This window comes from Thiohalorhabdus sp. Cl-TMA, assembly GCF_041821045.1.
GTDB lineage: Bacteria > Pseudomonadota > Gammaproteobacteria > Thiohalorhabdales > Thiohalorhabdaceae > Thiohalorhabdus > Thiohalorhabdus methylotropha.
In genome coordinates this window covers 1-22,054 of the sequence record NZ_JBGUAW010000001.1, presented here as the reverse complement: position 1 = coordinate 22,054, position 22,054 = coordinate 1, and the positions used below count along the sequence as shown (strand labels likewise).

16 protein-coding genes are annotated in these 22,054 nt (G+C 70.2%); 10 read left to right on the top strand and 6 right to left on the bottom strand.

Annotated features, from left to right (window positions below; genetic code table 11):
* Positions 1-14: 14 nt before the first annotated feature.
* A complete protein-coding gene (gene polA, locus ACERLL_RS00080) occupies positions 15-2,720 on the top strand; it encodes a DNA polymerase I (protein ID WP_373654013.1) in 2,706 nt (901 codons plus the stop codon).
* On the opposite strand, the gene ACERLL_RS00075 is transcribed toward polA, so the two are convergent.
* Both ACERLL_RS00075 and ACERLL_RS00070 read right to left on the bottom strand, forming a co-directional pair.
* Complete coding sequence (locus ACERLL_RS00075) at positions 2,721-4,715, bottom strand: PhoX family protein (RefSeq protein ID WP_373654012.1); 1,995 nt, start codon at positions 4,713-4,715, stop codon at positions 2,721-2,723.
* A 406-nt stretch (positions 4,716-5,121) separates the two neighbouring features.
* Positions 5,122-6,201: a class I SAM-dependent methyltransferase gene (locus ACERLL_RS00070; RefSeq protein WP_373654011.1), complete on the bottom strand. Its 1,080-nt coding sequence runs from the start codon at positions 6,199-6,201 to the stop codon at positions 5,122-5,124.
* 174 nt (positions 6,202-6,375) lie between these two features.
* On the opposite strand from ACERLL_RS00070, the gene ACERLL_RS00065 reads away from it, so the two are divergent.
* From ACERLL_RS00065 to ACERLL_RS00030, 8 genes are all read left to right on the top strand, one after another.
* A complete protein-coding gene (locus ACERLL_RS00065; protein WP_373654010.1) occupies positions 6,376-7,008 on the top strand; it encodes a TetR/AcrR family transcriptional regulator in 633 nt (210 codons plus the stop codon).
* 11 nt (positions 7,009-7,019) lie between these two features.
* On the top strand, positions 7,020-7,589 hold the full coding sequence (locus tag ACERLL_RS00060) for an endonuclease dU (RefSeq protein WP_373654009.1): 570 nt from the start codon (positions 7,020-7,022) through the stop codon (positions 7,587-7,589).
* Between the two features lie 271 nt (positions 7,590-7,860).
* Positions 7,861-10,614 carry a PD-(D/E)XK nuclease family protein gene (locus ACERLL_RS00055; protein ID WP_373654008.1) on the top strand — a complete coding sequence of 918 codons (2,754 nt, stop codon included), beginning with the start codon at positions 7,861-7,863 and terminating at the stop codon, positions 10,612-10,614.
* Complete coding sequence (locus ACERLL_RS00050) at positions 10,601-14,089, top strand: UvrD-helicase domain-containing protein (RefSeq protein ID WP_373654007.1); 3,489 nt, start codon at positions 10,601-10,603, stop codon at positions 14,087-14,089. Before ACERLL_RS00055 ends, ACERLL_RS00050 begins: the two co-directional genes overlap by 14 nt.
* A gap of 35 nt (positions 14,090-14,124) precedes the next feature.
* Positions 14,125-14,709, top strand: coding sequence for a methyltransferase family protein (locus ACERLL_RS00045; protein WP_373654006.1), 585 nt, complete (start codon positions 14,125-14,127; stop codon positions 14,707-14,709).
* Between the two features lie 80 nt (positions 14,710-14,789).
* Entirely contained in the window at positions 14,790-15,377 is a 588-nt protein-coding gene (locus ACERLL_RS00040; RefSeq protein ID WP_373654005.1) for an exopolysaccharide biosynthesis protein, read from the top strand.
* Positions 15,378-15,689: 312 nt separating this feature from the next.
* On the top strand, positions 15,690-16,268 hold the full coding sequence (locus ACERLL_RS00035) for a hypothetical protein (protein WP_373654004.1): 579 nt from the start codon (positions 15,690-15,692) through the stop codon (positions 16,266-16,268).
* A 301-nt stretch (positions 16,269-16,569) separates the two neighbouring features.
* Positions 16,570-17,124, top strand: coding sequence for an isochorismatase family protein (locus ACERLL_RS00030; RefSeq protein WP_373654003.1), 555 nt, complete (start codon positions 16,570-16,572; stop codon positions 17,122-17,124).
* Here ACERLL_RS00030 and ACERLL_RS00025 read toward each other — a convergent pair.
* From ACERLL_RS00025 to ACERLL_RS00010, 4 genes are read right to left on the bottom strand one after another with little or no spacing between them, the layout of a single operon-like run.
* Positions 17,114-17,716 carry a class I SAM-dependent methyltransferase gene (locus ACERLL_RS00025; protein WP_373654002.1) on the bottom strand — a complete coding sequence of 201 codons (603 nt, stop codon included), beginning with the start codon at positions 17,714-17,716 and terminating at the stop codon, positions 17,114-17,116. The genes ACERLL_RS00030 and ACERLL_RS00025 overlap by 11 nt on opposite strands.
* Before the next feature lie 51 nt (positions 17,717-17,767).
* Positions 17,768-18,514 (bottom strand): type I methionyl aminopeptidase, encoded by a 747-nt coding sequence (gene map / locus ACERLL_RS00020; protein WP_373654001.1) that lies wholly within the window; start codon positions 18,512-18,514, stop codon positions 17,768-17,770.
* Positions 18,515-18,554: 40 nt separating this feature from the next.
* Positions 18,555-19,028, bottom strand: a complete 474-nt coding sequence (locus tag ACERLL_RS00015) for a carbohydrate-binding protein (protein WP_373654000.1) — start codon at positions 19,026-19,028, stop codon at positions 18,555-18,557.
* Positions 19,029-19,044: 16 nt separating this feature from the next.
* Positions 19,045-21,009 carry an amylosucrase gene (locus ACERLL_RS00010; RefSeq protein ID WP_373653999.1) on the bottom strand — a complete coding sequence of 655 codons (1,965 nt, stop codon included), beginning with the start codon at positions 21,007-21,009 and terminating at the stop codon, positions 19,045-19,047.
* A 561-nt stretch (positions 21,010-21,570) separates the two neighbouring features.
* On the opposite strand from ACERLL_RS00010, the gene ACERLL_RS00005 reads away from it, so the two are divergent.
* Positions 21,571-21,906, top strand: coding sequence for a hypothetical protein (locus ACERLL_RS00005; RefSeq protein WP_373653998.1), 336 nt, complete (start codon positions 21,571-21,573; stop codon positions 21,904-21,906).
* The last annotated feature ends 148 nt before the right edge of the window (positions 21,907-22,054 follow it).

The window sequence follows — 22,054 nt, the reverse complement described above, 5'->3', positions numbered from 1 at the left end:
AGAGCATACCGCCTATGACGAAGGACGGGCAAAAATCCGAAGGGGGCACGGGCCCCGTCTTCCTAGTGGACGGCAGCTCCTACATCTTCCGCGCGTACCATGCCCTGCCGAGCCTCACCAACACCAGGGGAACGGCGACCGGTGCGGCCTTCGGCTTCGCGCAGATGATCCTCAAGCTCATCGAGGACTACGCCCCCGCCGAGCTGGGCGTGGTCTTCGACCCCAAGGGGCCCACGTTCCGCGCCGATATCTACCCGGAATACAAGGCCCATCGGCCCCCCATGCCGGAGGACCTGGCGGAGCAGCTCCCCTATATCCACCGTCTGGTGGAGGCCTTCGGCCTGCCCATGCTGGTGGAGGAGGGCGTGGAGGCGGACGACGTCATCGGCACCCTGGCCGCCCAGGCGGAGTCCACCGGCTGCGAGGTGATGATCGTCACCGGTGACAAGGACATGGCCCAGCTCGTGGACGGCCACACCCGCATATTGGACACCATGAAGAACCGCCTGATCGACGAGGAGGCGGTCCGGGAGCGCTGGGGCGTGCCGCCTACAGCTATCGCGGACCTCCTGGCTCTGGTGGGCGACAAGGTGGACAACATCCCGGGGGTGCCGGGCATCGGCGAGAAGACCGCCGCCAAGCTGCTCCAGACCTACGGCAGCGTGGAGAACCTGCTCGACCACCTCGAAGAGCTCAAGGGCAAGCAGCGCGAGAACCTGGAGGCCAATGCCGGACAGCTACGGGTCAGCAAGGACCTCACCACCATCCGCCGCAATCTGGAAATCGGCCGCACCCTGGACGACCTGCTGCGCAACGAAGAGGACGTCCCCGCCCTGCAGAAGCTGTTCCGCGAGCTGGAGCTCCACAGCCTGGCCCGGGAGCTGGGTGAGGTGGAGGAGACTGGCCCGTCCCTGAGCTACGAGGCGGTCACCGACGAGGCGGCGCTCACCGCTCTTACCGGGCGGCTGGCGGAGGCGGAGTGCTTCGCCTTCGATACCGAGACCACCAGCCTGTCCTCGGTGCGCGCCGACCTGGTGGGCCTGTCCTTCGCCGTGGAGGCGAATACCGGCTACTACATTCCCGTGGGGCACACCGGGGAGGGGGCGGAGCAGCAGCTTCCGGCCGCGCAGGTGCAAGAGGCGCTGACCCCGGCCCTAACCGGCTCCGACCCCAAAGTGGGCCACAATCTCAAGTACGACCTCTCCGTGCTTCGCCGGGCCGGCTATGAAGTGCATGGCCCCTTCCACGACACCATGCTCATGAGCTATGTGCTCAATCCCACGCGCCACAACCACAGCCTGGACAACCTGGCCGGCGAGCGCCTCGGGCGGGCCACCACCGGCTACACGGAGGTGGCCGGCAAGGGCGCCAAGCAGGTGACCTTCGACCGGGTGCCGGTGGCGGAGGCGGTGGCCTACGCCGGTGAGGACGCTGAGGTGACCCTGGCCCTGTACGAGTCCCTGGCCCCGGAGCTGGAGGCCGAGCCCCGGCTGCGGACCATATACGAGGAGCTGGAGCTGCCGCTCATGCCGGTGCTGGCGCGGATCGAGCGCACCGGGGTGCGCCTGGATCTGGACCTGCTCGGGCAGCTTTCCGAGGAGATGGCCGGCGAGATGGAGCGCGCCGAGGAGCAGGCCTACGCCATCGCCGGCCGGGAGTTCAATCTGGGCTCGCCCAAGCAGATCCAGGCCATCCTCTTCGACGAGCTGGAGCTTCCCGTGCTAAAGCGAACCCCGAAGGGGGCGCCCTCCACCGCCGAGGAGGTGCTCTCCCAGCTCGCCGAGGACTACCCCTTGCCGGCGCGCATCCTGGAGCACCGCGGACTCTCCAAGCTCAAGTCCACCTACACCGACGCCCTGCCCAAGCTCATCAATCCCGAGACCGGCCGGGTGCACACCAACTACCACCAGGCCAACACCGCCACCGGCCGGCTGTCCTCGGCGGAGCCCAACCTGCAGAACATCCCGGTGCGTACCGAGCAGGGGCGGCGCATTCGCAAGGCGTTCATCCCCGAGGACGGCTGGACCATGGTGGCGGCGGACTACTCCCAGATCGAGCTGCGCCTCATGGCGCACCTATCCGGGGACCAGCGTCTGCGCGAGGCCTTTGCGCACGGCGAGGACATCCACGCCGCCACCGCCGCCGAGGTATTCGGCGCGAGCGGCGCGGACGCGGTGCAGCCCGCACAGCGGCGCGCCGCCAAGGCCATCAACTTCGGCCTCATCTACGGCATGTCCGCCTGGGGCCTGGGCAAGCAGCTGGAGATCCCGGCGCAGGACGCTCAGGCCTACATCGATGCCTACTTCGAGCGCTACCCGGGGGTGCGCGCCTACATGGAGGCCACCCGGGAGCGCGCCCGCGAGCAGGGCTATGTGGAGACCCTGCGGGGCCGGCGCCTCTACCTGCCCGACATCCACGCCCGCAACGCGGCGGTGCGGGCCGCCGCCGAGCGCACCGCCATCAATGCCCCCCTGCAGGGCACGGCCGCCGACATCATCAAGCAGGCCATGATCGAGGTGGACCGCTGGCTGGCGGCTGAGGGCCTGGAAGCCCGCATGCTCATGCAGGTGCACGACGAATTGGTGTTCGAGGTGCCGCCAGCGGAGCTGGAGCGCCTCCGGGCCGCGCTTCCCGACCTCATGACCCGCGGCAACGACATGCTCGACGTGGCCCTGGAGGTGGAGATCGGTGAGGGGGCCAACTGGGAGGAGGCCCACTAGCTAGCCGATGCGCCCGCCCCCCTGGCGGGTGATCGCCACCACCGCCGGACGCGGTGGCATGGTGTCCTCGAAGTCCGGCCAACGGGTGGCGGGGCTCTCGAAGCTGGCGCCGGGCGCGGCCCCGGGATGCTGGACGGCGACGAAGAAGGTCTCGTCGTCGGGGGTGAAGCAGGGCCCGCACATCTCGGCACCTGCCGGAACCCGGTAGAAGTGGCGGCCCGAGCCGCGCAGGGGGCCCTCGGTCTCCAGCGCCCAGATGCCGTCCGCCCGCCCGGATGCGGCCTCGCTGTTGCCGTCGGTGGCCACCCACAGCCGCCCGCCGTGGTCCACCGCCCCGTTGTCCGGATTGCGGAACCAGCCATCGCCCGAGGTGCCCGGCCCCCACCGGGCATCTGCAGCCGGCGCCGCCGGATCCCCGCACAGGGCCAGGACCTCCCAGTCGTCCCGCCGGTTGGCGAAGTCGCCGTCGCGCACCCGGATCTCCAGGATATGTCCGGTCGAGTTGCCCGCCCGCGGATTGGCGGGATGGGTGGCGTCGGCCTTGCGCTTGGCGTTGGCGGTGAGCATGACGTAGATGCGGCCGGAGTCGGCGTCGACGGTCACGTCCTCGGGCCGGTCCATGGGGGTCGCCCCGACGAGATCCGCCGCCCGGCGGGCCTCGATCAGGACCTCCGCCTGGGACCGGAAGCCGTTGTCGGCGGTGAGCGGACCCGTGCCATGGACCAGGGGCAGCCAGTCGAGGCTGCCGTCGGGGTTGAAGCGGGCGGCGTACAGGGTCCCCGCATCCAGCAGGCCGAAGTTGCGCGCGCGCCGGTCGGGGTCGAGGCGTCCCTTGCTGACGAATTTGTAGACGTACTCGAAGCGCTGGTCGTCGCCCATGAACGTGACGAGCCGGCCGTCCCGGTTGGCTACCGTCTCCGCGCCCTCGTGCTTGAACCGGCCCAGGGCAGTGCGCTTGATCGGCTCCGAATCGGGGTCGTAGGGATCGATCTCCACCACCCAGCCGAAGCGGTTGGGCTCCCGCGGCTCGGCGCCCACGTCGAAGCGCCGGTGGTAGCGGGCCCAGTCGTAGAAGCCCGCCGGGACCCCGTAGCGCGCGTGGTTGGCCCGCTCGGCGGGATCCTCCACGGTCCCCGCAAAATAGTACTGGAAGTTCTCCTCGGCGATCAGCACGCTGCCGTAGGGGGTCACGCCGCCCGCGCAGTTGTTGAGGGTGCCCAGCACCCGCACGCCGTCGGGGTCGGCCTCCGTCCGGAGGCGCTCGTGCCCGGCGGCGGGTCCGGACAGGACGATCTCCGTGGAGCGGGCCGATATGCGCCGGTTGTATCTGCCGTCCGGTCGGTAGCTCCAGCGCCCTTCCGCGCCGCGGGCCACCTCCACCACCGTATGCCCGTGTGCCGCCATCTCAATCGCCACGGTTTCCCCATCCCGCCCCCGGGAGTCCGGAAACATCAGCCCGCCGTCGGTGAACTCGTGGTTCACCGCCAGCAGGCCCCGGGCGGAGCGTCCCGCGCCGGCGGGCAGGGGCAGGAAGGCGACGAAATCGTTGTTGTAGCCGAACTGCCCCTCCTGGGCCGCCGCCGACTGCTCCGCCGGATCCAGCGTCCCTGCCCCGGGGAGCACCGGATCCCCCCAACGGATCAGGACCTCCGCGATGAAGCCCTCGGCGACGTGGTGGTCCTCGTCCACCCCCGCAGTCAGCTCAGGGAAATCGAAGGACCAGCCCGTGACCCCGGAGCGCCCCCCGGAATCGCCCCCCGGCGGGACGCCGGTACCGGCCCGGCCGGCGGCCGCCGGTCCGCCCAGGGCGGCAATGGCGGTGACGCCGAGGGCGCCGCGCAGGAAGGCACGGCGGCCGTGGCGGGCTCCCAGAACCTCGCCGAAGGTGGGCCGGTTCCGGGGCGAGATGGGGATGTCCTCGGCCAGCTCCCGGAGCAGGGTGCGCGGCAGCTCGCGGATGGCGATCCGGCGGGGGAAATGGTGGTTGCAGGTCATGATGCGACTCCCAGCGACGAGGGGCGGTGGGCTTTCCCGGACGGGGCGCCATTGCGGCACCGGAATTGGCCATTGTCCACGGCCCGTTTTGCAGTCTCGTATCAAACTGTCGGTAGCCCTTCAATAAACCTGCAATCCGTATTTCCGGAAATGGCAATGTTTCCAGTCAGGCACCGGACCGCGGAGCACAGCCGCCGGTGGTTCCCGGCTGGAGGAAATCCGCAGCGTCCAGGAGGGGACTGGCCGGAACCGGCGCGATTATGCCTGCGTCGACCTGGCCGGCGAGGACAGGGGACGGCCCCTGCACATCCGGGTCAGGAGTACTGCCGGCAACCTCCTGTGGGCGGACCGGATCGAGGCCAGCGGGCCCGGCGCGTGAGGGGCCCGCCGCCCCGGGCGCTAACCGTTAATGCGCCGCCTCCTTGCGGATCACGTAGTAATCGTTCTGGATGTCGTGATCCAGCCGATGGATGCTCACCGATTGGAACCCCGCCTCTTCCAGGTAGCGGCTGGCCTGCTCCCGCCCCCACATGGCGCCCAATCCCTCGCCGCCCTGGGCCAGGGAAACCGTCATACAGTGCATGCAAGAGATGGTGTAGAGCAGGGTACCCAGCGGGTGGTCGCGGTTGTGATGGACCTCGCTGTGGCCGTGGATGTCTTGCATGAGGTAGACTCCGTCCCGCTTCAGGGTGCGGTGGATGCCCCGCAGCACCGACAGGGGTCGAGCCTGGTCGTGGACCGCGTCGAAAGTGGTCACCAGGTCGAATGCCTCGGGCTCGGCCTCCACGTCGAATTGGCTCAGGTCCCGCACCGCGAAGCGCACATTCTCTAGCCCCCGCTCCTGCGCCTCCCGTTGTCCGATGGCCACCGCCTCCCCGGAGAGATCGAAGCCCTGGAACCGGCTGTTGGGGTAGGTAGCCGCCAGCAGGTTGAGCGCCCGGCCGCTGCCGCAGCCCACGTCCAGGACCCGGCTGCCCACCGCCAGACGCTCCGGGAGTCCGGGGGCCAGGGGCAGGATGTGGTCGATCAGGGAGGAGAGCACCGTCTGGCCGCTGTCCTCCGCCATCACCGCGTGAAAGCGCGGATAGCGCGCGTATGGCACCCCGCCCCCGCGTTGGAAGCAGGCCACTATATCGTCCTCCACCGCCCCGAGCAGGGGGATGTATTGGGCGAACACCGCCACGTTCTCCGCCGCCCGCCGGGTCAGGAGGTCCGCGTGCTCGGGCGGCAGGGTGTAGCGGCCCGTTTCCGAATCGTAGTCGACCACCCCGCCGGTCACCAGCGCCCCCAACCCTTCGCGCACATAGCGCTCATCCAGCCCGCTTTCCCGGGCGATCTCCGTGCTGGTAGCGGGGGAAAGGGTGTCCAGCCAGTCAAACAGGCCCGTGCGGTGGCCCACCGAGACCATGAGGCTCAAGGCCCCCTGGTTCAGAACGTCCACCATGCGGTCGCCAAAAGCCTCGGCTTTCTGGGTATCGTAGCTCATGGTCTGGCCCTCCCTGGGTGTTAAACAGACCGGTTGGTATAAGAACTACGCCGGCTCCGGGCCGAAATGAATTGGGGTGAATACCTATAAGGTGGATTTCCTAAAGGTTTGCAGGCAAAAATCTCCATACCGTCCGGTATGCAAGGGCGGCCGAACAACCCTGGAGGACTCCCCATGCCGCGCGATGGCAGCGCCACCCGAGAGCGCATCCTGAATGCCACCGAATCGCTGGTACTGGACCACGGCTTCGCCGGTACTTCCCTCGACATGGTCCTCACCGAGACCGGCATCACCAAGGGCGCCTTCTTTTACCATTTCCGCGGCAAGGGGGAGCTGGCCCGCGCCCTGGTGGAGCGCTACTCGGAGCAGGACTTGGCCAACCTGGAGGCGTACATGGCCCGCGCCGAGCGCCTGAGCCGCGATCCACTTCAGCAGGTCCTGATCTTCGTGGGGCTCTACGAGGAGGCCGCCGGGGCCCTCACCGAGCCCTACCCGGGCTGCCTATTCGCCTCCTACTGCTACGAGAGCCGGCAGTTCGACCCCGCCACCATCGGCGTCATCAACACCACCTTCGATCGCTGGCGGGAGCGCCTCGGGAGCAAGTTCGAGGCGGTCCTCGCGGCCTATCCGCCCCGGCTCCCTGTGGACGCCGCCGGCCTCGCCGACCTGCTCACCACCGTCTTCGAGGGCGCCTTCATCCTCTCCAAAACCCGGGGCGAACCGGAGGTGGTGGCCGCCCACCTGCGCCACTACCGCAATTACCTCGAGCTGCTGTTCGGGGTGGTCCCGGCCCCCGAAGGCACCTGAGCCGTTCCGTCATGGGGCGAGTCGGGTTCGCGCATGCCATCGGCTTCGACGACGTCCCCTTCGGCCGGGACAGCGAGGGGCCGGTGCGGGTGGTGGGGGCGGTATTCGCCCGCGACCGGCTGGACGGCGTGGTGAGCGGCCACGTACGCCGGGACGGTGCCGACGCCACCGCCACCCTGATCCGCCTGGTGGCCCAGTCGCGATTCCACGCCCAGCTCAAGCTGATCCTCCTGCAGGGCGTGGCCGTGGCCGGATTTAACGTGGTGGACCCGGTGCTGCTCCACCACGCCCTCGGAATCCCGGTGCTGGTGGTCTCCCGCCGGGCGCCGGACCGGCCGCGCATCCGTCGCGCCCTGCTGGAGCGCGTACCGGACGGCGCGCGCAAGTGGGCCGTCCTGGAACGATTGGGGCCCATGGAGCCCGTCGCCGGGGTCCACGTCCAGCGGGCCGGACTGACCCCCGCCGAGGCGGAGCAAGCGGTGCACCAGTGGGCGCTGCACGGCAAGATCCCCGAGCCCCTGCGGACCGCCCACCTCATCGCCGGGGGGGTGGGGGATGGCCACAGCCGCGGCCGGACCTAGCCCGTGGAATCGGCAAGGGGCCCTTGGGGCGGTACCCCTGGTGGGGCCGGTTGAAGGACGCGGATAGCGCTTAAACGGGGCACTGTCCCGACTTCTCGACCACGGTCAAGCCCCGGCGATCGGACTCGTTCCGCGATGGGCGTTCCCTCCGAAACCCCGTCCGGCGAGGCGCCGCTCGCGCCCGGCGGTTGGCCCCGGGGCCGGAAATGGGGCATCCTTCTCGGGATGAACCCCTACTAGCCCGGCCCGGGTGCAATCGCTGCCGAGAGCCATGGAATCCCGACTCCTCGACGAGCTGGAACAGGGCGCCACCGTCCTGTCCGCCACCAACCGACTCGCCCGCACCCTGCGCCGGGCCTACCAGCAGCGCCAGCTGGAGGCCGGGCGCGCCGCCTGGCCCAGTCCGGATGCCCTGCCCTGGGAGGCATGGCTGCAGCGCTGCTGGACTGATGCGCGGGACTTCGCGGCCCTGCCGGGCATGCTCCTCGGCCCGGGCCAGGAGCTGACCCTCTGGGAGGCGGTCATGGCGGCGGACGCGGAGCTCCCGGAAGGGTTCCGCGTCGCCGGAACCGCCCCGCTGGTGCAGGAGGCCTGGACCCTGGTGCACCAGTGGCGGCTGGACCAGGCCGCGGGTCCCGGCGATTCGCAGGAGGCGGCGGCCTCGGTGGACGCCAGCGCCTTCCGCCGCTGGCGCGGCGCCTTCGAGCGCCGGCTGGCGCGGGGCGGCTGGATCACCCGCGCACAGCTTCCCGACCGGCTGGCCGCCGCCTTTCGCGAGGGGGCCCTGCCACCGCCCCGCCGGCTGGTGCTGGCGGGCTTCGACGAGCGCTCTCCCCAGCAGGCCCACCTCCTGGACGTGCTGGAGGCGCTGGGCACGGAGGTGGCGGGTGCGCCGGAGCCGCGACCCGGCAGCGAAAGCCCCGCGGCCCGGCTGGCCCCCTACCCGGACCGGGACGCGGAGATCCGGGCGGCCGCTGCCTGGGCGCGGCATGAGCTGGAGGCGGGCGCCGAGGGCCCGGTGGGGATCGTGGTCCCTGACCTGGGCGAGGTGCGCGCTCCCCTGGAGCGGGCGCTGCTGGACACCTTCCACGACCCCCTGACCCATCCCGAGCGGGCCCCCGACGAGCTGGCCTTCAACCTCTCCCTGGGCCAGCCCCTGGCGGAGGTGCCGGTCCTGCACGCCGCCCTGTCCGTCCTGTCCCTGGTGGTGGACGAGCTGCCCATCACCGAGGCCGGGGCGCTGGTCCGCTCCCCCTACCTGGAGGCGAGCGAGGCGGAGGCGGGGGCGCGGGTGCGCCTGGACCTGCGCCTGCGCCGCCGGGGCGGCCAGGGCGTGGATCGCTCGGTGGTTGCCCAGCTCGCCGCCGCCACGGGTGCCGGGGGCAAGCCCGCGGCCCACGGCTGTCCGCGGCTCGCCGGGGCCCTCGGCCGGGCCCGGCGCCGCCTGGAGGCGCTGCCCGCCCACCGGCCGCCGAGCGCCTGGGCCGAGACCTTCGCCGACCTGCTGGGCGACCTGGGCTGGCCCGGCGAGCGCACCCTGGACAGCGTGGAGTTCCAGGCGGTGGGCGCCTGGCGGGAGCGGGTCCTGGAGCCCATGGCGGCGCTGGACGGCGTATCCGGGCCGGTACCCTTGCACGAGGCCCTGCGGCGGCTGCGCCGGCTGGCGGGCGAGGCGGTCTTCCAGCCGCGCAGCAACCCGGAGGCCCCGGTGCAGGTGCTGGGCATCCTGGAGGCGGCGGGCCTGGAATTCGACCGGCTGTGGCTGTTGGGGATGCACGAGGGGGCCTGGCCGCAGCCGCCCCGGCCCAACCCCTTTCTGCCGCGGCGCCTGCAGCGCCAGCAGGGGCTCCCCCGGGCCACGCCGGAGCGGGAGCTGGCCTTCGCCGAGCGCACCATGCAGCGCCTCCTGGCCTCGGCGCCGGTGGTGGTGGCCAGCTATCCGGAGCGCGGCGCGCGCGACGAGGAGCTGCAGCCCAGTCCGCTGGTGGCCGGGCTGGCCCCGGAGCCGGCGCCGCCCGAGGCCTCCGTGCCCGGCCGGGCCTGGGAGGAGCGTCTGCGGCGCGCCGCGGACCTGGAGCCCCTGCACGATCCGTGGGGGCCGCCGCTGGGCGAGGAGGGGCCGGTGCCGGGCGGCGCCTCGCTGTTCCGCGATCAGTCGGCCTGCCCCTTCCGGGCCTTCGCCGCCCGCCGGCTGGGCGCCTCCGCCCCGGAGGCGCCGCCTTCCCACCCCACGCCACCGATCCGCGGCAACCTCCTGCACGAAGCCCTGCACACCGTTTGGGGCGAGCTCGGCGACCAGGCCACGCTCCGGGATTGCAGCCCCGAGCGGCTCAATCAGCTCTGCAAGGCGGCCAGCCGCGCCGCGGTGGACTCGACGCGCCGCGAGCACCCCGGGCTGTTCGGCGAGCGCGCGGCCCGCCTGGAGGTGCGGCGCCTCACCGAGCGCCTGGAGCAATGGCTGGGCAAGGAGGCCCAGCGGCACACCCCGTTCCGGGTGCTGGACCGCGAGCTGCCCGCCGAGGCGGCGGTGGGCGGGGTGAACGTCAAGCTCCAGGTGGACCGCGTGGACGAGCTGGCGGACGGCCGCTGGCTGGTGATCGACTACAAGACCGGCGAGGCCGATTACCGGCGCTGGCTGGGCGAGCGCCCCGAGGAGCCCCAGCTTCCCCTGTACGCCCTGGCCCTGGGCGAGCAGGTGGCCGGGGCGGCCTTCGTGCGGCTCAAGCCGGACCTCATGGACTTCAGCGGCCTCGCCGCCGACGGCATCGACGAGGGGTCGGGCGGCCGCGGCATCAAGCCCGCCGACCAGGCCCGGGAGGCGGAGGGCCGGAACTGGGCCGCCCTGGCCGGGGACTGGCGGCAGGTGCTCGGCGACCTGGCGGAGGAGATCCGCACCGGCAAGGCGGCGGTGGCCCCCCGCTTCGGACCCGGCAGCAGCAAGTCGCCCTGCCGGACCTGCCCGCTCCCGGCCTTGTGCCAGATCCACCACGACGACCCGGGGAAAGACGACCTTGGCGGCGAGTGAGCGGGCCGTTCCCTTCCAGGAGGGGCTGGCCGACGGCGAGGCGCGCCGCGCCGCCATCGACCCGGAGCGCTCCTTCATCGTCCAGGCCCCGGCCGGCTCCGGGAAGACCAGCCTCCTGGTGAACCGCTTCCTGCGGCTGCTCACCACGGTGGAGGAGCCCGAGGAGATCCTGGCCATCACCTTCACCCGCAAGGCCGCCGAGGAGATGCGCAGCCGCATCGTCGGCGCCCTGCGGGCGGCGGAGGCCGGGGAGCCGCCCGCCGACGACAACGCCCGCATCACGCGCGCCATGGCCGACGCCGTGCTGGAGCGCGAGACGGCCAAGCCCGAGGAGGCGCGCTGGAACCTGGCCCGTAATCCCAACCGGCTGCGGGTGCAGACCATCGACGCCCTGTGCGCCTCCTTGGCCCGCCAGCTTCCGGTGCTGGCCGGATTCGGCCTGCCGCCGAGCGTCACGGAGCGCGCCGGCCCGCTGTATGAGGAGGCGGCGCGCGCCACGCTGGGGCTGGTGGAGCACGACGGCTACAGCGAGCAGGTGGCGGCACTCGTGCGCCACCTGGACAACAACTGGGAGCGGGCCGAGGGCCTGCTGGCGGACCTGCTGGCCCACCGGGAGGAATGGCTGGCGCCCCTGGTGGGTCACCGCCTGGCGCCCGACGAGGCCCGACCCCTCTTCGAGGCCGCACTGGAGCGCGCCGTCACCGAGACCCTGGAGGCCGCCCGGGCGGCCTTCCCGGTGGGTCGACTGGGGGAGGCGGCGCGGCTGGGTGCCTTCGCCGCGGCCAACCTGCGCGCCCAGGGCAAGGATTCGGCGCTGCTAGGCCTGGAAGGGCGGGAGGGGCCCCCGGGCACCGGTCCCGAGGACCTGGCGGCCTGGCAGGGGCTGGCCGCTCTGCTCCTTACCGGCGACGGCGACTGGCGGAGGTCGGTGACCAAGACCCAGGGCTTCCCCGCCGCCAAGGACGCGCCGGAGGGGGAGGGGGCGGCCTTCGAGGCCAGCAAGGCGGCCATGAAGGAGCTTCTGGACGCCCTGGCCACCCAGGCGCCGGAGCTGGCCGAGCGCCTCCAGTCCGTGGCGGTTCTGCCCGAGCCCCGCTACACCGATGCCCAATGGCGGCTGCTGGACGCGCTCATCGAGGTGCTGCCGCTGGCGGCGGCGCAGCTCGACCTGGTGTTCCAGAGGCGCGGCGAGATCGACTTTACCGGCCTCGGCCTCGCCGCCCGCGACGCCCTGGGCGACCCGGAGGCGCCCACTGACCTGGCGCTGGCCCTGGACCAGCGGCTGTCGCACCTGCTGGTGGACGAGTTCCAGGACACTTCCAACCTGCAGATGGGCATGCTGGAGCGCCTCACCGCCGGCTGGGCGCCCGGGGACGGGCGCAGCCTGTTCCTGGTGGGCGATCCCATGCAGTCCATCTACCGCTTCCGCGACGCCGAGGTGGGCCTGTTCCTGCGCGCCCGCGCCGCCGGCATAGGCGACCTGCATCCCGAGCCCCTGGAGCTGTCCGTCAACTTCCGCAGCGATCCGGCGGTGGTGTCGGCGGTGAACGGCGCCTTTCCCGCCATCCTGCCGCGGGCGGAGGAGGTCAGCACTGGTGCCGTGCCCTACACCGCCGCGCGTGCCTTCCACGAGCCCGCTCCCGGCGCCGAGGTGGCCGGCCATCCCGTGCTGTTCCCGCAGGAGCGGCGCGGCGACGACCCCGACATGGAAGCGGCGGCCCTGGAGGCCGAGGCGCGGGAGGTGGAGCGCCTGGTGGGCGAGGCGCTGGCCGAGGACACCACCCAGCGGGTGGCGGTGCTGGTGCGGGCCCGACCCCATCTGGAGCGAATCCTCGACCGCCTGCAGGCGGCCGGCATCCCCTACCAGGCGGTGGAGATCGAGCCGCTCTCCCAGCGGCCCGTGATCCAGGGCCTGCAGGCGCTGGCGCGGGCCCTCGGCCACCCGGCGGACCGCATCGCCTGGATGGCTGTGCTGCGCGGTCCCTGCTGCGGGCTGTCGCTGGCGGACCTGCACCATCTGTTCGGGGCCGCCCCCCACGCGCTGCCCCTGGAGCGCCTGGCCGACGAGGCGGTCCGGGCGGGTCTGTCCGCGGACGGCCGGCAGCGTCTGGAGCGGGTGGCGGAGGTGCTGCTGGAGGCGGCGGCGGACCGCCAACGGGGCGGCCTGCGTCGTCGCGTGGAGCGGACCTGGCGTGCCCTGGGCGGTCCGGCCACCGCGACGCGGGCCACGGACCTGGACGACGCGCGGGAATTCCTCGACCTGTTGGAGGGGCTGGAGGAGGGGGGCGCCCTGCCCGATCCCGACCGGCTCGAGGAGCACATGGAGCGCCTCTACGCCCGGCCGGAGCCGGGGGAGGGCCGCGTACAGGTCATGTCCATCCACAAGGCCAAGGGGCTGGAGTTCGAGGTGGTGATCCTGCCCGGGCTCGGTCGCGACCTGAGGGCCGGCGAGGGGGGCAAGCTGCTGCGCCACCTGGAGCGGCCCAGCGCCCGGGGACGGGACCTGCTACTGGCGCCGGTGCACCCCACCGGCTCGGAGAAGGACCCCATCTACGACTACCTGGGCAGCATCGAGACGGAGCGGGACCGCAACGAGATCCGCCGCCTCCTCTACGTAGCCACTACCCGGGCCAAGCGGCGCCTGCACCTGGTGGGCCACTGTCCCTGGAAGCCGAGCAAGGAGGTGCTGACCCCGCCGAGCACCAGCCTTCTCCATATGCTGTGGCCCCTGGTGGGCGCGGATTTCGAGGCCGCCTTCGAGGCCGGCCTGACCGAGCCCGCCGCCGCCCCGGCGGCGCGGGAGGCGCCCCCCGACCGAATCCTGCGCCTGCCCGCCGGCTGGCGGCCGGAGCCCCAGCCGGAGAGCTACCAGCGGGAGGCCGAAGCCCGCACGGAGGCGGCGCCCTGGGGTGAGGAGGAGCCGCCGCTAACCGACCTGTGCGCGGTAACCACCGCCCTGCGGGTTGGAACGCTCGTCCACCGCATGCTGCGCGTCATCGCCGAGCAGGGTCCCGCTGCCTGGGACGAGGGGCGCATCGCCGGGCGGCGCCCCACCTTCCTGGAGGAGCTGGCGGCTTTGGGCGTACCGGGCTCCGCGCTGGAGGAGGCCGCCGACCGAGTCGTGGCGGCCCTGCAGGGCACCCTGGCTGACGAGCGCGGCCGCTGGCTGCTCGACCCCGGGCACCGCGAGGCCCGCTGCGAATATCCCGTCAGCGGCCTGCTGGGCGGCAAGCTGGTGAACGGTGTCATCGACCGCACCTTCGTGGACGGCGACGGCACGCGCTGGATCGTGGACTACAAGACCGGCAGCCACGAGGGCGGCGGCCGCGATGCCTTCCTCGACGGCGAGCGGGAGCGCTACCGGGAGCAGCTGGAGGGCTACGCCGCGCTGTTCCGGAGTCTGGAGGAGCGGCCGGCCAGGACGGCGCTGTATTTTCCCCTGCTGGCCGATTGGCGGGTCTGGGAACCGGACTGAACCGACAGCCCCCGCGCAAAGGGAGGGAGGCCGCCTTGCCGCAACCATCCCCGAGCTTCTGGGTTACCCTGGCCACCGGGCTGATTCTGTTGCTGGCCCTGGTCGGCTCCCTGGTGCTCCCCAACCGCCGCGTCTGGCCGCCAACCACGAAGGGGGCGGGCTGGCGGATCGCCCTGGTTTGGATGTGCACGATCCTCCTCTTCGCGGGACTGATGGTGGTCGGGGTGTCCTCCGTGGACACCCTGGGTCTGGGCGGTGGCTGGGTGCGCTGGGTCGGGGCCGTCCTCGTGCTCGGCGGTATCGGGCTCGCCTTCCACGGGGTGGCCTTCCTGGGGGAGCGGGCCACGGCGGGACTGAAGGATGCCCTGGTCACCACGGGACCGTACCGCTTTACCCGCAATCCCCAGTACCTGGGGAACCTGATGGTCATCGTCGGTCTGGTGGTGCTCACCGATTCCGTGCCGGCGGCGCTGGCGGCCATTCCCGGGATCCTGGGCTTCGTGGTGTTTCCCTTCACCGAGGAGCCCTGGCTGGAGCGGCAATACGGCGCTGAATACCGCGTCTACCGGGAGCGGGTGCCCCGGTTCCTGGGACCGGTAGGCCGTCCCCCGGCGACCTGAAGGCCGGTACCCGGCCTGGTTCCGGCAGCCCATATGGACGGCTGTTTCTTCCGGCAGCGGGAATGGCGCACGGTGGGGATATGCGCCAAGAGCCCCTGAGCCTGGAGGACCTGCTCGACCGGATCGGCGATGCGGCAGCCGAGCGGGAGCGGGTCAACCTGGACACCATTCTCGACGCCACCGGGCGTCGCTCCTTCGGGCCCCTGATCCTGTTGTCGGGCCTGATCACGCTTGCCCCCGTTATCGGCGATATTCCCGGTATGCCCACCATCATGGCGGCGCTGGTGCTGCTTACCGCCGGCCAGCTACTGTTCCGGCGGGAGCACTTCTGGCTGCCCGGTTGGCTCCTCAAGCGCTCCGTGGGGCGGCAAGGGCTCTGCAAGGCCCTGCGCTGGATGCGGCCGCCCGCGCGGTTCCTGGACCGCTGGACCCGGCCGCGCTTGCGGCGGTTTGCCCAGGGAACCGCGCTCTACGCCATCGCCGGGGTCTGCATCCTCATCGCCCTCGGCATGCCGGTCATGGAGCTGATCCCCTTCAGCGCCAATGGCGCCGGCGTCGCCCTGACCGCCTTCGGACTCGCCCTGATCGCCCGGGACGGGGCCCTGGCCCTGTTCGCCTTCCTGGCTACCGCGCTCACCTTCGGGCTCATCATCTATACCATGGTGTGAATCCGGTCCTCCGAGGGCTTCCCGGCTTCTCCGGATATCCCCCTTCAATTCCGCATTCTTATTGCGGAAGCTGGTAATCCCCCCAAGCTGGCCTATTCTGATTTCCTGTGCGGCAATCCCTAACTTTTTAAGTGGGTCCAGCTGCCACTCGTTATGCCTATTTAAAATTTAAATCGGATATTAATTATATTTGCAATGAAAGGGCTTATAGAATCCCGCTTACCATTGCGGCGATATTTACCGGATGCTAGATTCTAATGCTCTTAAATGCCCCATCCGGGGATAACATGCCATTCAAAAAGGGGGAGTACGGTGCAACATCTTTACCGGTTGGGCCTGGCAGCGGTCCTGGGCTTCTTCGCCACCGCCGGCGCCGCCGCCGAGCTCGGGGTCGACTACGTCAGCGATTCCGTCAGCCGCGAAACCACGTATACGCCTGGCAGCTCAACTACGGACAATGGATCCCTGTCCGGTTACCGGGTATATGGCGCTTTTGGAGCGGAGAAGTCCCCGCAGGTGGAGCTGTTCTACGAGTCCCTCACCGGGGATGAAGAGATTGCCAGCAACAGCCAAGTGGCCTTCGGGCTGGACTTCCTCGTGCCCTTTGCCGTGCAGGAAAGGCTGATTCCCCACTTCAAGTTCGGTGGCGCCTATGGCTGGAGGAAGCTGGACTACAAGGTCTACAGGAATGGCTCCCTGGATGACACCTGGTACAACTACAGTGCCAATGTCGGCCTGGGCCTGACCTATATGCTCGGCGACCACCTCGGGATCAAGGCCGGCGGGGAGTACATCTACCGCGTCTGGGAAACCATGACGTACCGCGGGACGGACATCGAGCCCGCCGACACGGTGACCCGCCTGTCCGCGGGGCTGACCTACAGCTTCTGATCGCCGTATCGGAGCCCGCTTCCCGGACTACGCCGGCGCCAAAGGCGGCGCGCAAAGCCCTTCCCTTCCGGGAAGGGCTTTTCCTTTGCCTCCAGGGAGTTAGGGCACGGTGAATCGCGGCCATGCTGCGGTTGCCGTTTCCGCGGCCCCGCACTCGGAGCAGTGGAGAGTAAAATGCAATGAATTGCCGTTGCCGGGAACCGGGCCTGCAGCGCGGCCGCGGATTGGCTTACAATCCGGTCCCTGGCCTCCCTTTGCATGGGGGCTTGTAACCAGTTAGCGCCAAGGAGAACCTTCCGCCATGACTATCGCCCGCGCCGAAAACAGTGTCCTGGCCGTCGTGGACATCCAGGAAAAGCTCGCTCCCGCCATGAACCCCGATGTCCGGCGCGAGGTGCTGGCCGGTGTGGGCGTGCTTCTGCAGGCCGCGGAAACGCTCGATGTCCCCGTGATCGCCACCGAGCAGTACCCCAAGGGGCTCGGTGCCACCCTGCCCGAGGTAAGCGACCAGTTCCCGCAGAACGTCCAGGTCCTGAGCAAGGATAGCTTCTCCTGCTGCGGCGAATCGGCCTTCTCCGGTGCCCTGGAGGCCACCGGCCGCAGCCAGGTGGTCCTGCTCGGCATGGAGGCCCACGTCTGCGTTCTGCAGACCGCCCTGGAGCTGCGGGGAGCCGGCTACACCCCCTTCGTGGCGGAGGACGGGATCTGCTCGCGGCGCGCCGACCACAAGGAGAATGCCCTCCACCGCCTGCGGAGCAACGGCGTGCAGGTGGCCAACGTGGAATCGATCCTGTTCGAGTGGCTGCAGCAGGCGGGCACCGACAGCTTCAAGAAGCTGGCCCGGCTCATCCGCTAGGCTTGCGCACCAGCAGGAGGAAGGCCGGGGTCGGATTGAGGGGCTTGGTGCGCTTGGCCGCGATCTCCAGTCCGGCGGCCCGGGCCCGCCGGTCCAGGCTCCGGCGCTGAAAGGCCGTCTCCATGGCGCTTTCGGCGTCCCGCTGCTGCAGGGCGATGGCCAGGCGCCCGCCCGGGCACAGGATGCGCGCGGTTTCGTCCAGGCTGGCCATGGGATCGGGCCAGAGCTGGATATTGTTGATGGTGAAGGCGGCCTGGAAGGCCCCGCTCCGGAACGGTAGGCGCGAGGCGGAGGCCCGCTGCAGCCCCACCCGGCCGGCCCGCATGTGGGCCCGGTTCCGGCGCGCCGCCTGGGCCAGCATGACCTCGGAGAGGTCCACGCCCATCACCAGTCCGTCCTTTACTCGCTCCGCCGCATCGCCGATTCCGACCCCGGGGCCCGCGCCGATCTCCAGGACGCATTCCCCCCGGGCGGGCTCGAGCAGGGAGAGGGTTTCCCGCGCCAAGGCCCGATTGGAAAGGGCCATCACCCAACCGGCCACCCGTCCCAGGGGACCGCGCGGAAGGGCGAACTGGCTCTGCAGCGGATTCATGGCCGGGCTTCCCCCGGGGAATGGTCCGCGAAGCGGGGTGCACCCCCGGCATCAGGCCTTGGTGAGGATGAGGGGCTCGTCCTTGGTGACCACCAACGTATGCTCGTACTGCGCCGAGCGGTTCTTGCGCGGGCCGGAAAGGGTCCAACCGTCCGCACCCTCCCGGACCCGGGAGGCGTGGGTGGAAAGGAAGGGCTCGATGGTGATCACCTGGCCGTCCTCCAGGACCCGGTCGTCGTGGGGATCGAAGTAGGGCGGTATGAAGCGCGGCTCCTCGTGGAGGGTGGCGCCCACGCCGTGGCTGCCCAGGTTGCGCAGCACCTTGAAGCCCTCCAGCCGGGCGGTCTGCTGAATGGCCCGGCCGATCACGTTCAGGGGCTGGCCGGCGCGCACCTGGGCGAGGGCGCTATCCCGGGCGCGCAGGGTGGCGGCGCAGAGGCGCTCCATTTCCGCGGAGGCCCCGGGCATGAGGAAGCTGCCTCCGGTATCGGCGAAGTAGCCGTCCAGCTCCGCGGAGACGTCCACGTTCACCACGTCGCCCTTCTGCAGCGTTCGGTCGCCGGGTACGCCGTGGGCCGCCTCCTCGTTGAGGCTGATGCAGGTGGCGCCCGGGAAGTCGTAGCAGAGCTGCGGCGCGGAGCGCGCTCCGTGGCGCTCCAGGATCTCGGCGCCCAGGGCGTCCAGCTCCGCGGTGGTCATGCCGGGCCGCGCCTGCTCGGCCATCTCCTTGAGCGTGTGGGCGACGACCCACCCTGCGGCGCGCAGGCCCTCGATGTCTTGCGGGGATCCGATGGTCACGGAGCGCTCCTCCGGTGAAGATTGGAAAGCCGCGCCGGGGCTAGGCCACCCGCAGCCGCTCCAGGGAAGCCCGGGCGTCGCCGTGGCTGATGTCCGGCACGATGACCAATTCCAGCACACCCACCCGGGCCAGCTCGACCCGGTAGTCCTCGTCCTCCCGCGTGGCGCCCTCCGGGTCGAAATGCCACTGCTGGCGGACGATCTCCCGCGGCTCCTCGCCGGGCCCGGTGGCCCAGCCCAGGAACAGCTCCTGGGTCCGGGACTCCACGGTCTCCCGGAATTCCAATTGGACCCGCATGAGCGCCCGTGGTTCGTCGAACAGCAGGCGGAGCGTCTGCGGTCCGGGCGCGGATGCCCGCCAGCCGTCCCGGCGTCCGGGGAGCAGGGCATTCTCCACGGGATATTCGGGCGCCTCGGAGGTGACCTCTACCCGGGCCAGCGCCTCCAGGTCCAGCCAGCCTTCTTCCCAGGGGATTGGCTCGGTCTGCCGGGCGCCGATGATCTGCTTGCGCATGGTGCGTTTCCTCGCTTCAGCTGCCCCGGCTCAGCACCATGAACTGATACGGCTCCATGACCAGCTCCTGGGTGGCGATGATGGTGCGGCCCGCGAACAGGTCCACCATGGTCTTGCGCATGCCCATCTGGCGGAGCCGCCGCGCCTCCAGGCACTGCTCGTGCTCGCTGAAGTTGGCGAGCACCAGGACGCTGGCCTGGTCGTTGATGCGGATGTAGCCGAAGACGTGCTTGTTGCCGGTGGCGGCGAATTCCGTCTCGGAGCGGGTGAAAGCGGGGTTCTGCTGGCGCAGCTGGATGAGCCGCAGCAGGCCCTCGTACACCCGTCCCGGGACCGTGGTGGTGTCGTGGCGCTGCTCCGCCCGTTCCCAGTCGAAGGGCGCGCGGTGCAGCCAGCGCGAATCCCCCATCTTGGCCGGTTCCTGGTCGTAGCTGTAGTCGTTCAGGCTGGCGATCTCGTCCCCCAGATAGATGAGCGGGATACCCCCGATGGTGATGTTGATGCCCTGGAGGAGCAGTATGCGGCGGACGGCCAGGTCCACCTCCTTGCAATCCTCCTCCTCGAGCGCCTTTTCCAGCCCGGCCAGCGACGCGCAGGTGCCGGAAACCCGGGCCTGGCCGGTCTCCGGCTCCTCCTGGAAGGGGGCGCCGCGGGCGAAGCTGCCCGGAAAGCGGCCGGTGTAGAACTGCGTCAGGAAGCGCCGGTGGGCGTCGGGGTCGAAGCCCACGGCCTCCACGTCCTCGTTGGCGAAGGTCCAGCCGATGTCGTCGTGGCTGCGCACGTAGTTGACCCAGGTGCAGCCCTCGGGCAGATGGAAGCTGCGCTCCATGGCCGTGTACAGCACGCGGGTATCGCGGGTGGCCAGCGCCTCCCACAGCAGCGCCATGAGCTGCGGGTTATAGGAAAGCGGGCACTCCTCGGTGGAGATGTAGCGGCGTACCTCGTCCGGGTGGACGATGGCCTCCGATTTGAACACCACCGCCGGCGCGGCGATCTTCGCCAGGGCGTTGAAGGCCTGAATGATCCAGTGGGCCTCCGGCAGGTTCTGGGAGTTGGTGCCCAGGCGCTTCCAGATGAAGGCCACCGCGTCCAGGCGCAGGATCTCCACGCCCTGATTGGCGAGGAACAGCATCTCCTCGAGCATGCTGTTGAACACCGCCGGATTGGCGTAGTTCAGGTCCCACTGGTAGGTGTGGAAGGTGGTCCAGACCCACTTCTTCATCCGGGGAACGTAGGTAAAGGCCCCGGGGTGATCCTCGGAGAAGACCTCCGGCATGGTGGCCTCGTAGGCATCCGGCCACTCGCGGTCGGGGAATATGCGGTAGTAGCCCTGGAGCTCCCGCTCGCCGGCCAGGGCCCGCCGGGCCCACTCGTGCTCGTCGGAGGTATGGTTGAACACGAAGTCCAGGGTCAGCGAGATACCGTGGTGGCGGAGCTCGGTGGCCAGCTCCGCCAGCTCGCCCATGGTGCCCAGCGCCTCGTTCACCTTCCGGTAACTGCGCACTGCGTAGCCGCCATCATTGTCCCCCTCCGGTACCTGGAACAGCGGCATGAGGTGCAGGTAGGTGATGCCCAGCTCCGAGAGATAGGGCGTGCGCTCCCGCAGTTTCTCCAGATCCCCGGCGAACAGGTCCACGTAGCAGGTGGCGCCCATCATGCGCTGCGACTGGTACCAGTAGGGGTCGGCTTCGCGCAGAGCGTCCAGGGCCTTGAGCTCGTCGGGACGGGTGAGCCACATCTCGGTGGCCGAGGCGAGGATGCTCTCCAGATGGTAGAAGAAGTCGTAGTTGTCCCCGTAGAGCGTGTGCAGGAGCTGGAAGAGGCGCGGGAAGTGGCGGGTGAGGCGCTCCACGTAGGCCTCCCACTCCGCCGGGTCGGTGCGCTCCTTGAAGCGCGCCTCGATGCGGGGCATCAGGCGCCGCAGGGAGGAGGCGCTGTGCTCCGCCACCCACTCCGGGTCGCCTTCCCGGGGCTCTTTCATAAGCGGGATTCCCCTTCATGTTCCTGGAATATAAGCGCGACAGGCTGCAAGGGACCGTCTGCGGGATCCGTCCGCCGGGCCCGGCGGACCCCGCCCCCCATGGTAGCGGCAGGAGGCCGCGGAGTCTTCGGAGAAGAGCACTCCCCGCCACATTACCTTCGAGGGGTGCGGCAACAATGGGTTCCTGGCTTCCCCGCCGCGTTTCCGGTACGGCGGGGGAAGAGGACCGTGGAAGCGGCGGCATTGCCCGAAGGACGGCCATTGGGGAAGAGCCGCATATTCTGAGCGGTTTCCCGGATTGAAAGGAAGAATCCGGGAAAAATTCCAGTTATCAGGAATCTCCCCGAAAGGTGCCGTACGCGTCTCAAAAGGAGTGGAAAAATCGATTCGCGGGCCGGCCCATGGCGCGGCCGAAGCACCGCGAATGGGAACCGTATGCGGATTCCATTGCCGATAATTGCAGAGGATCAGGCATGGAAACATCCGATAGGGGGGGCGGACCGCGCGCTAGGCGGTGCGGCCCGATAAAAGAATAAAAAAGTCATTAATCAAGAGGGATCCATGAAAAGTTTCAGCACCCTGGAATGGAATGCCGTGCTTAATCGGGCCGAAAGCTCCTTGAGGGAGCAGGAGCGCCTCCTCGACGGAGGGGATGGCCCCTCCCCGCAGGGAGTCCGCGGTACCGAGCCGAGACGAGCCGAGGTGCCCGCCGACTGGGATAGCTCCCGACGGCGCTTCCGGGGCGCCCATTCGCGGCTGGCGCAGCTGGCCGAACAGGGGCACCCGGCCCAGCGCACGCACATGCGGGATGTCGTGGAGCGTCTGGCGCGGAACGCCGAGGATCTGGGAGGACGTCTCCGCGAGGAGGGGGAGGAAGCACCCCAGGGGACGGTCTAGCGGTGCTCCTTAACGGCCTTCGTATCGGCCGGCCCTCGGGCCGGCCTTTTCATGTCCGGCGGGGTGGTCGGCTAGGGCCTGTTAACGCTATTTGATATACTGTGCTAATGGAAATCACCCAAGCACAGTACGAACAGATTGAAGACCT

Excerpts from the sequence above, each read along its gene's own strand:
- ACERLL_RS00005 (WP_373653998.1), top strand. The coding sequence starts at position 21,571 with ATGAAAAGTTTCAGCACCCTGGAATGGAATGCCGTGCTTAATCGGGCC.
- ACERLL_RS00015 (WP_373654000.1), bottom strand. The coding sequence starts at position 19,028 with ATGCGCAAGCAGATCATCGGCGCCCGGCAGACCGAGCCAATCCCCTGG.
- ACERLL_RS00010 (WP_373653999.1), bottom strand. The coding sequence starts at position 21,009 with ATGAAAGAGCCCCGGGAAGGCGACCCGGAGTGGGTGGCGGAGCACAGC.
- ACERLL_RS00055 (WP_373654008.1), top strand. The coding sequence starts at position 7,861 with ATGGAATCCCGACTCCTCGACGAGCTGGAACAGGGCGCCACCGTCCTG.
- ACERLL_RS00065 (WP_373654010.1), top strand. The coding sequence starts at position 6,376 with ATGCCGCGCGATGGCAGCGCCACCCGAGAGCGCATCCTGAATGCCACC.
- ACERLL_RS00070 (WP_373654011.1), bottom strand. The coding sequence starts at position 6,201 with ATGAGCTACGATACCCAGAAAGCCGAGGCTTTTGGCGACCGCATGGTG.
- polA (WP_373654013.1), top strand. The coding sequence starts at position 15 with ATGACGAAGGACGGGCAAAAATCCGAAGGGGGCACGGGCCCCGTCTTC.
- ACERLL_RS00060 (WP_373654009.1), top strand. The coding sequence starts at position 7,020 with ATGGGGCGAGTCGGGTTCGCGCATGCCATCGGCTTCGACGACGTCCCC.
- ACERLL_RS00030 (WP_373654003.1), top strand. The coding sequence starts at position 16,570 with ATGACTATCGCCCGCGCCGAAAACAGTGTCCTGGCCGTCGTGGACATC.
- ACERLL_RS00025 (WP_373654002.1), bottom strand. The coding sequence starts at position 17,716 with ATGAATCCGCTGCAGAGCCAGTTCGCCCTTCCGCGCGGTCCCCTGGGA.
- ACERLL_RS00040 (WP_373654005.1), top strand. The coding sequence starts at position 14,790 with ATGCGCCAAGAGCCCCTGAGCCTGGAGGACCTGCTCGACCGGATCGGC.
- ACERLL_RS00075 (WP_373654012.1), bottom strand. The coding sequence starts at position 4,715 with ATGACCTGCAACCACCATTTCCCCCGCCGGATCGCCATCCGCGAGCTG.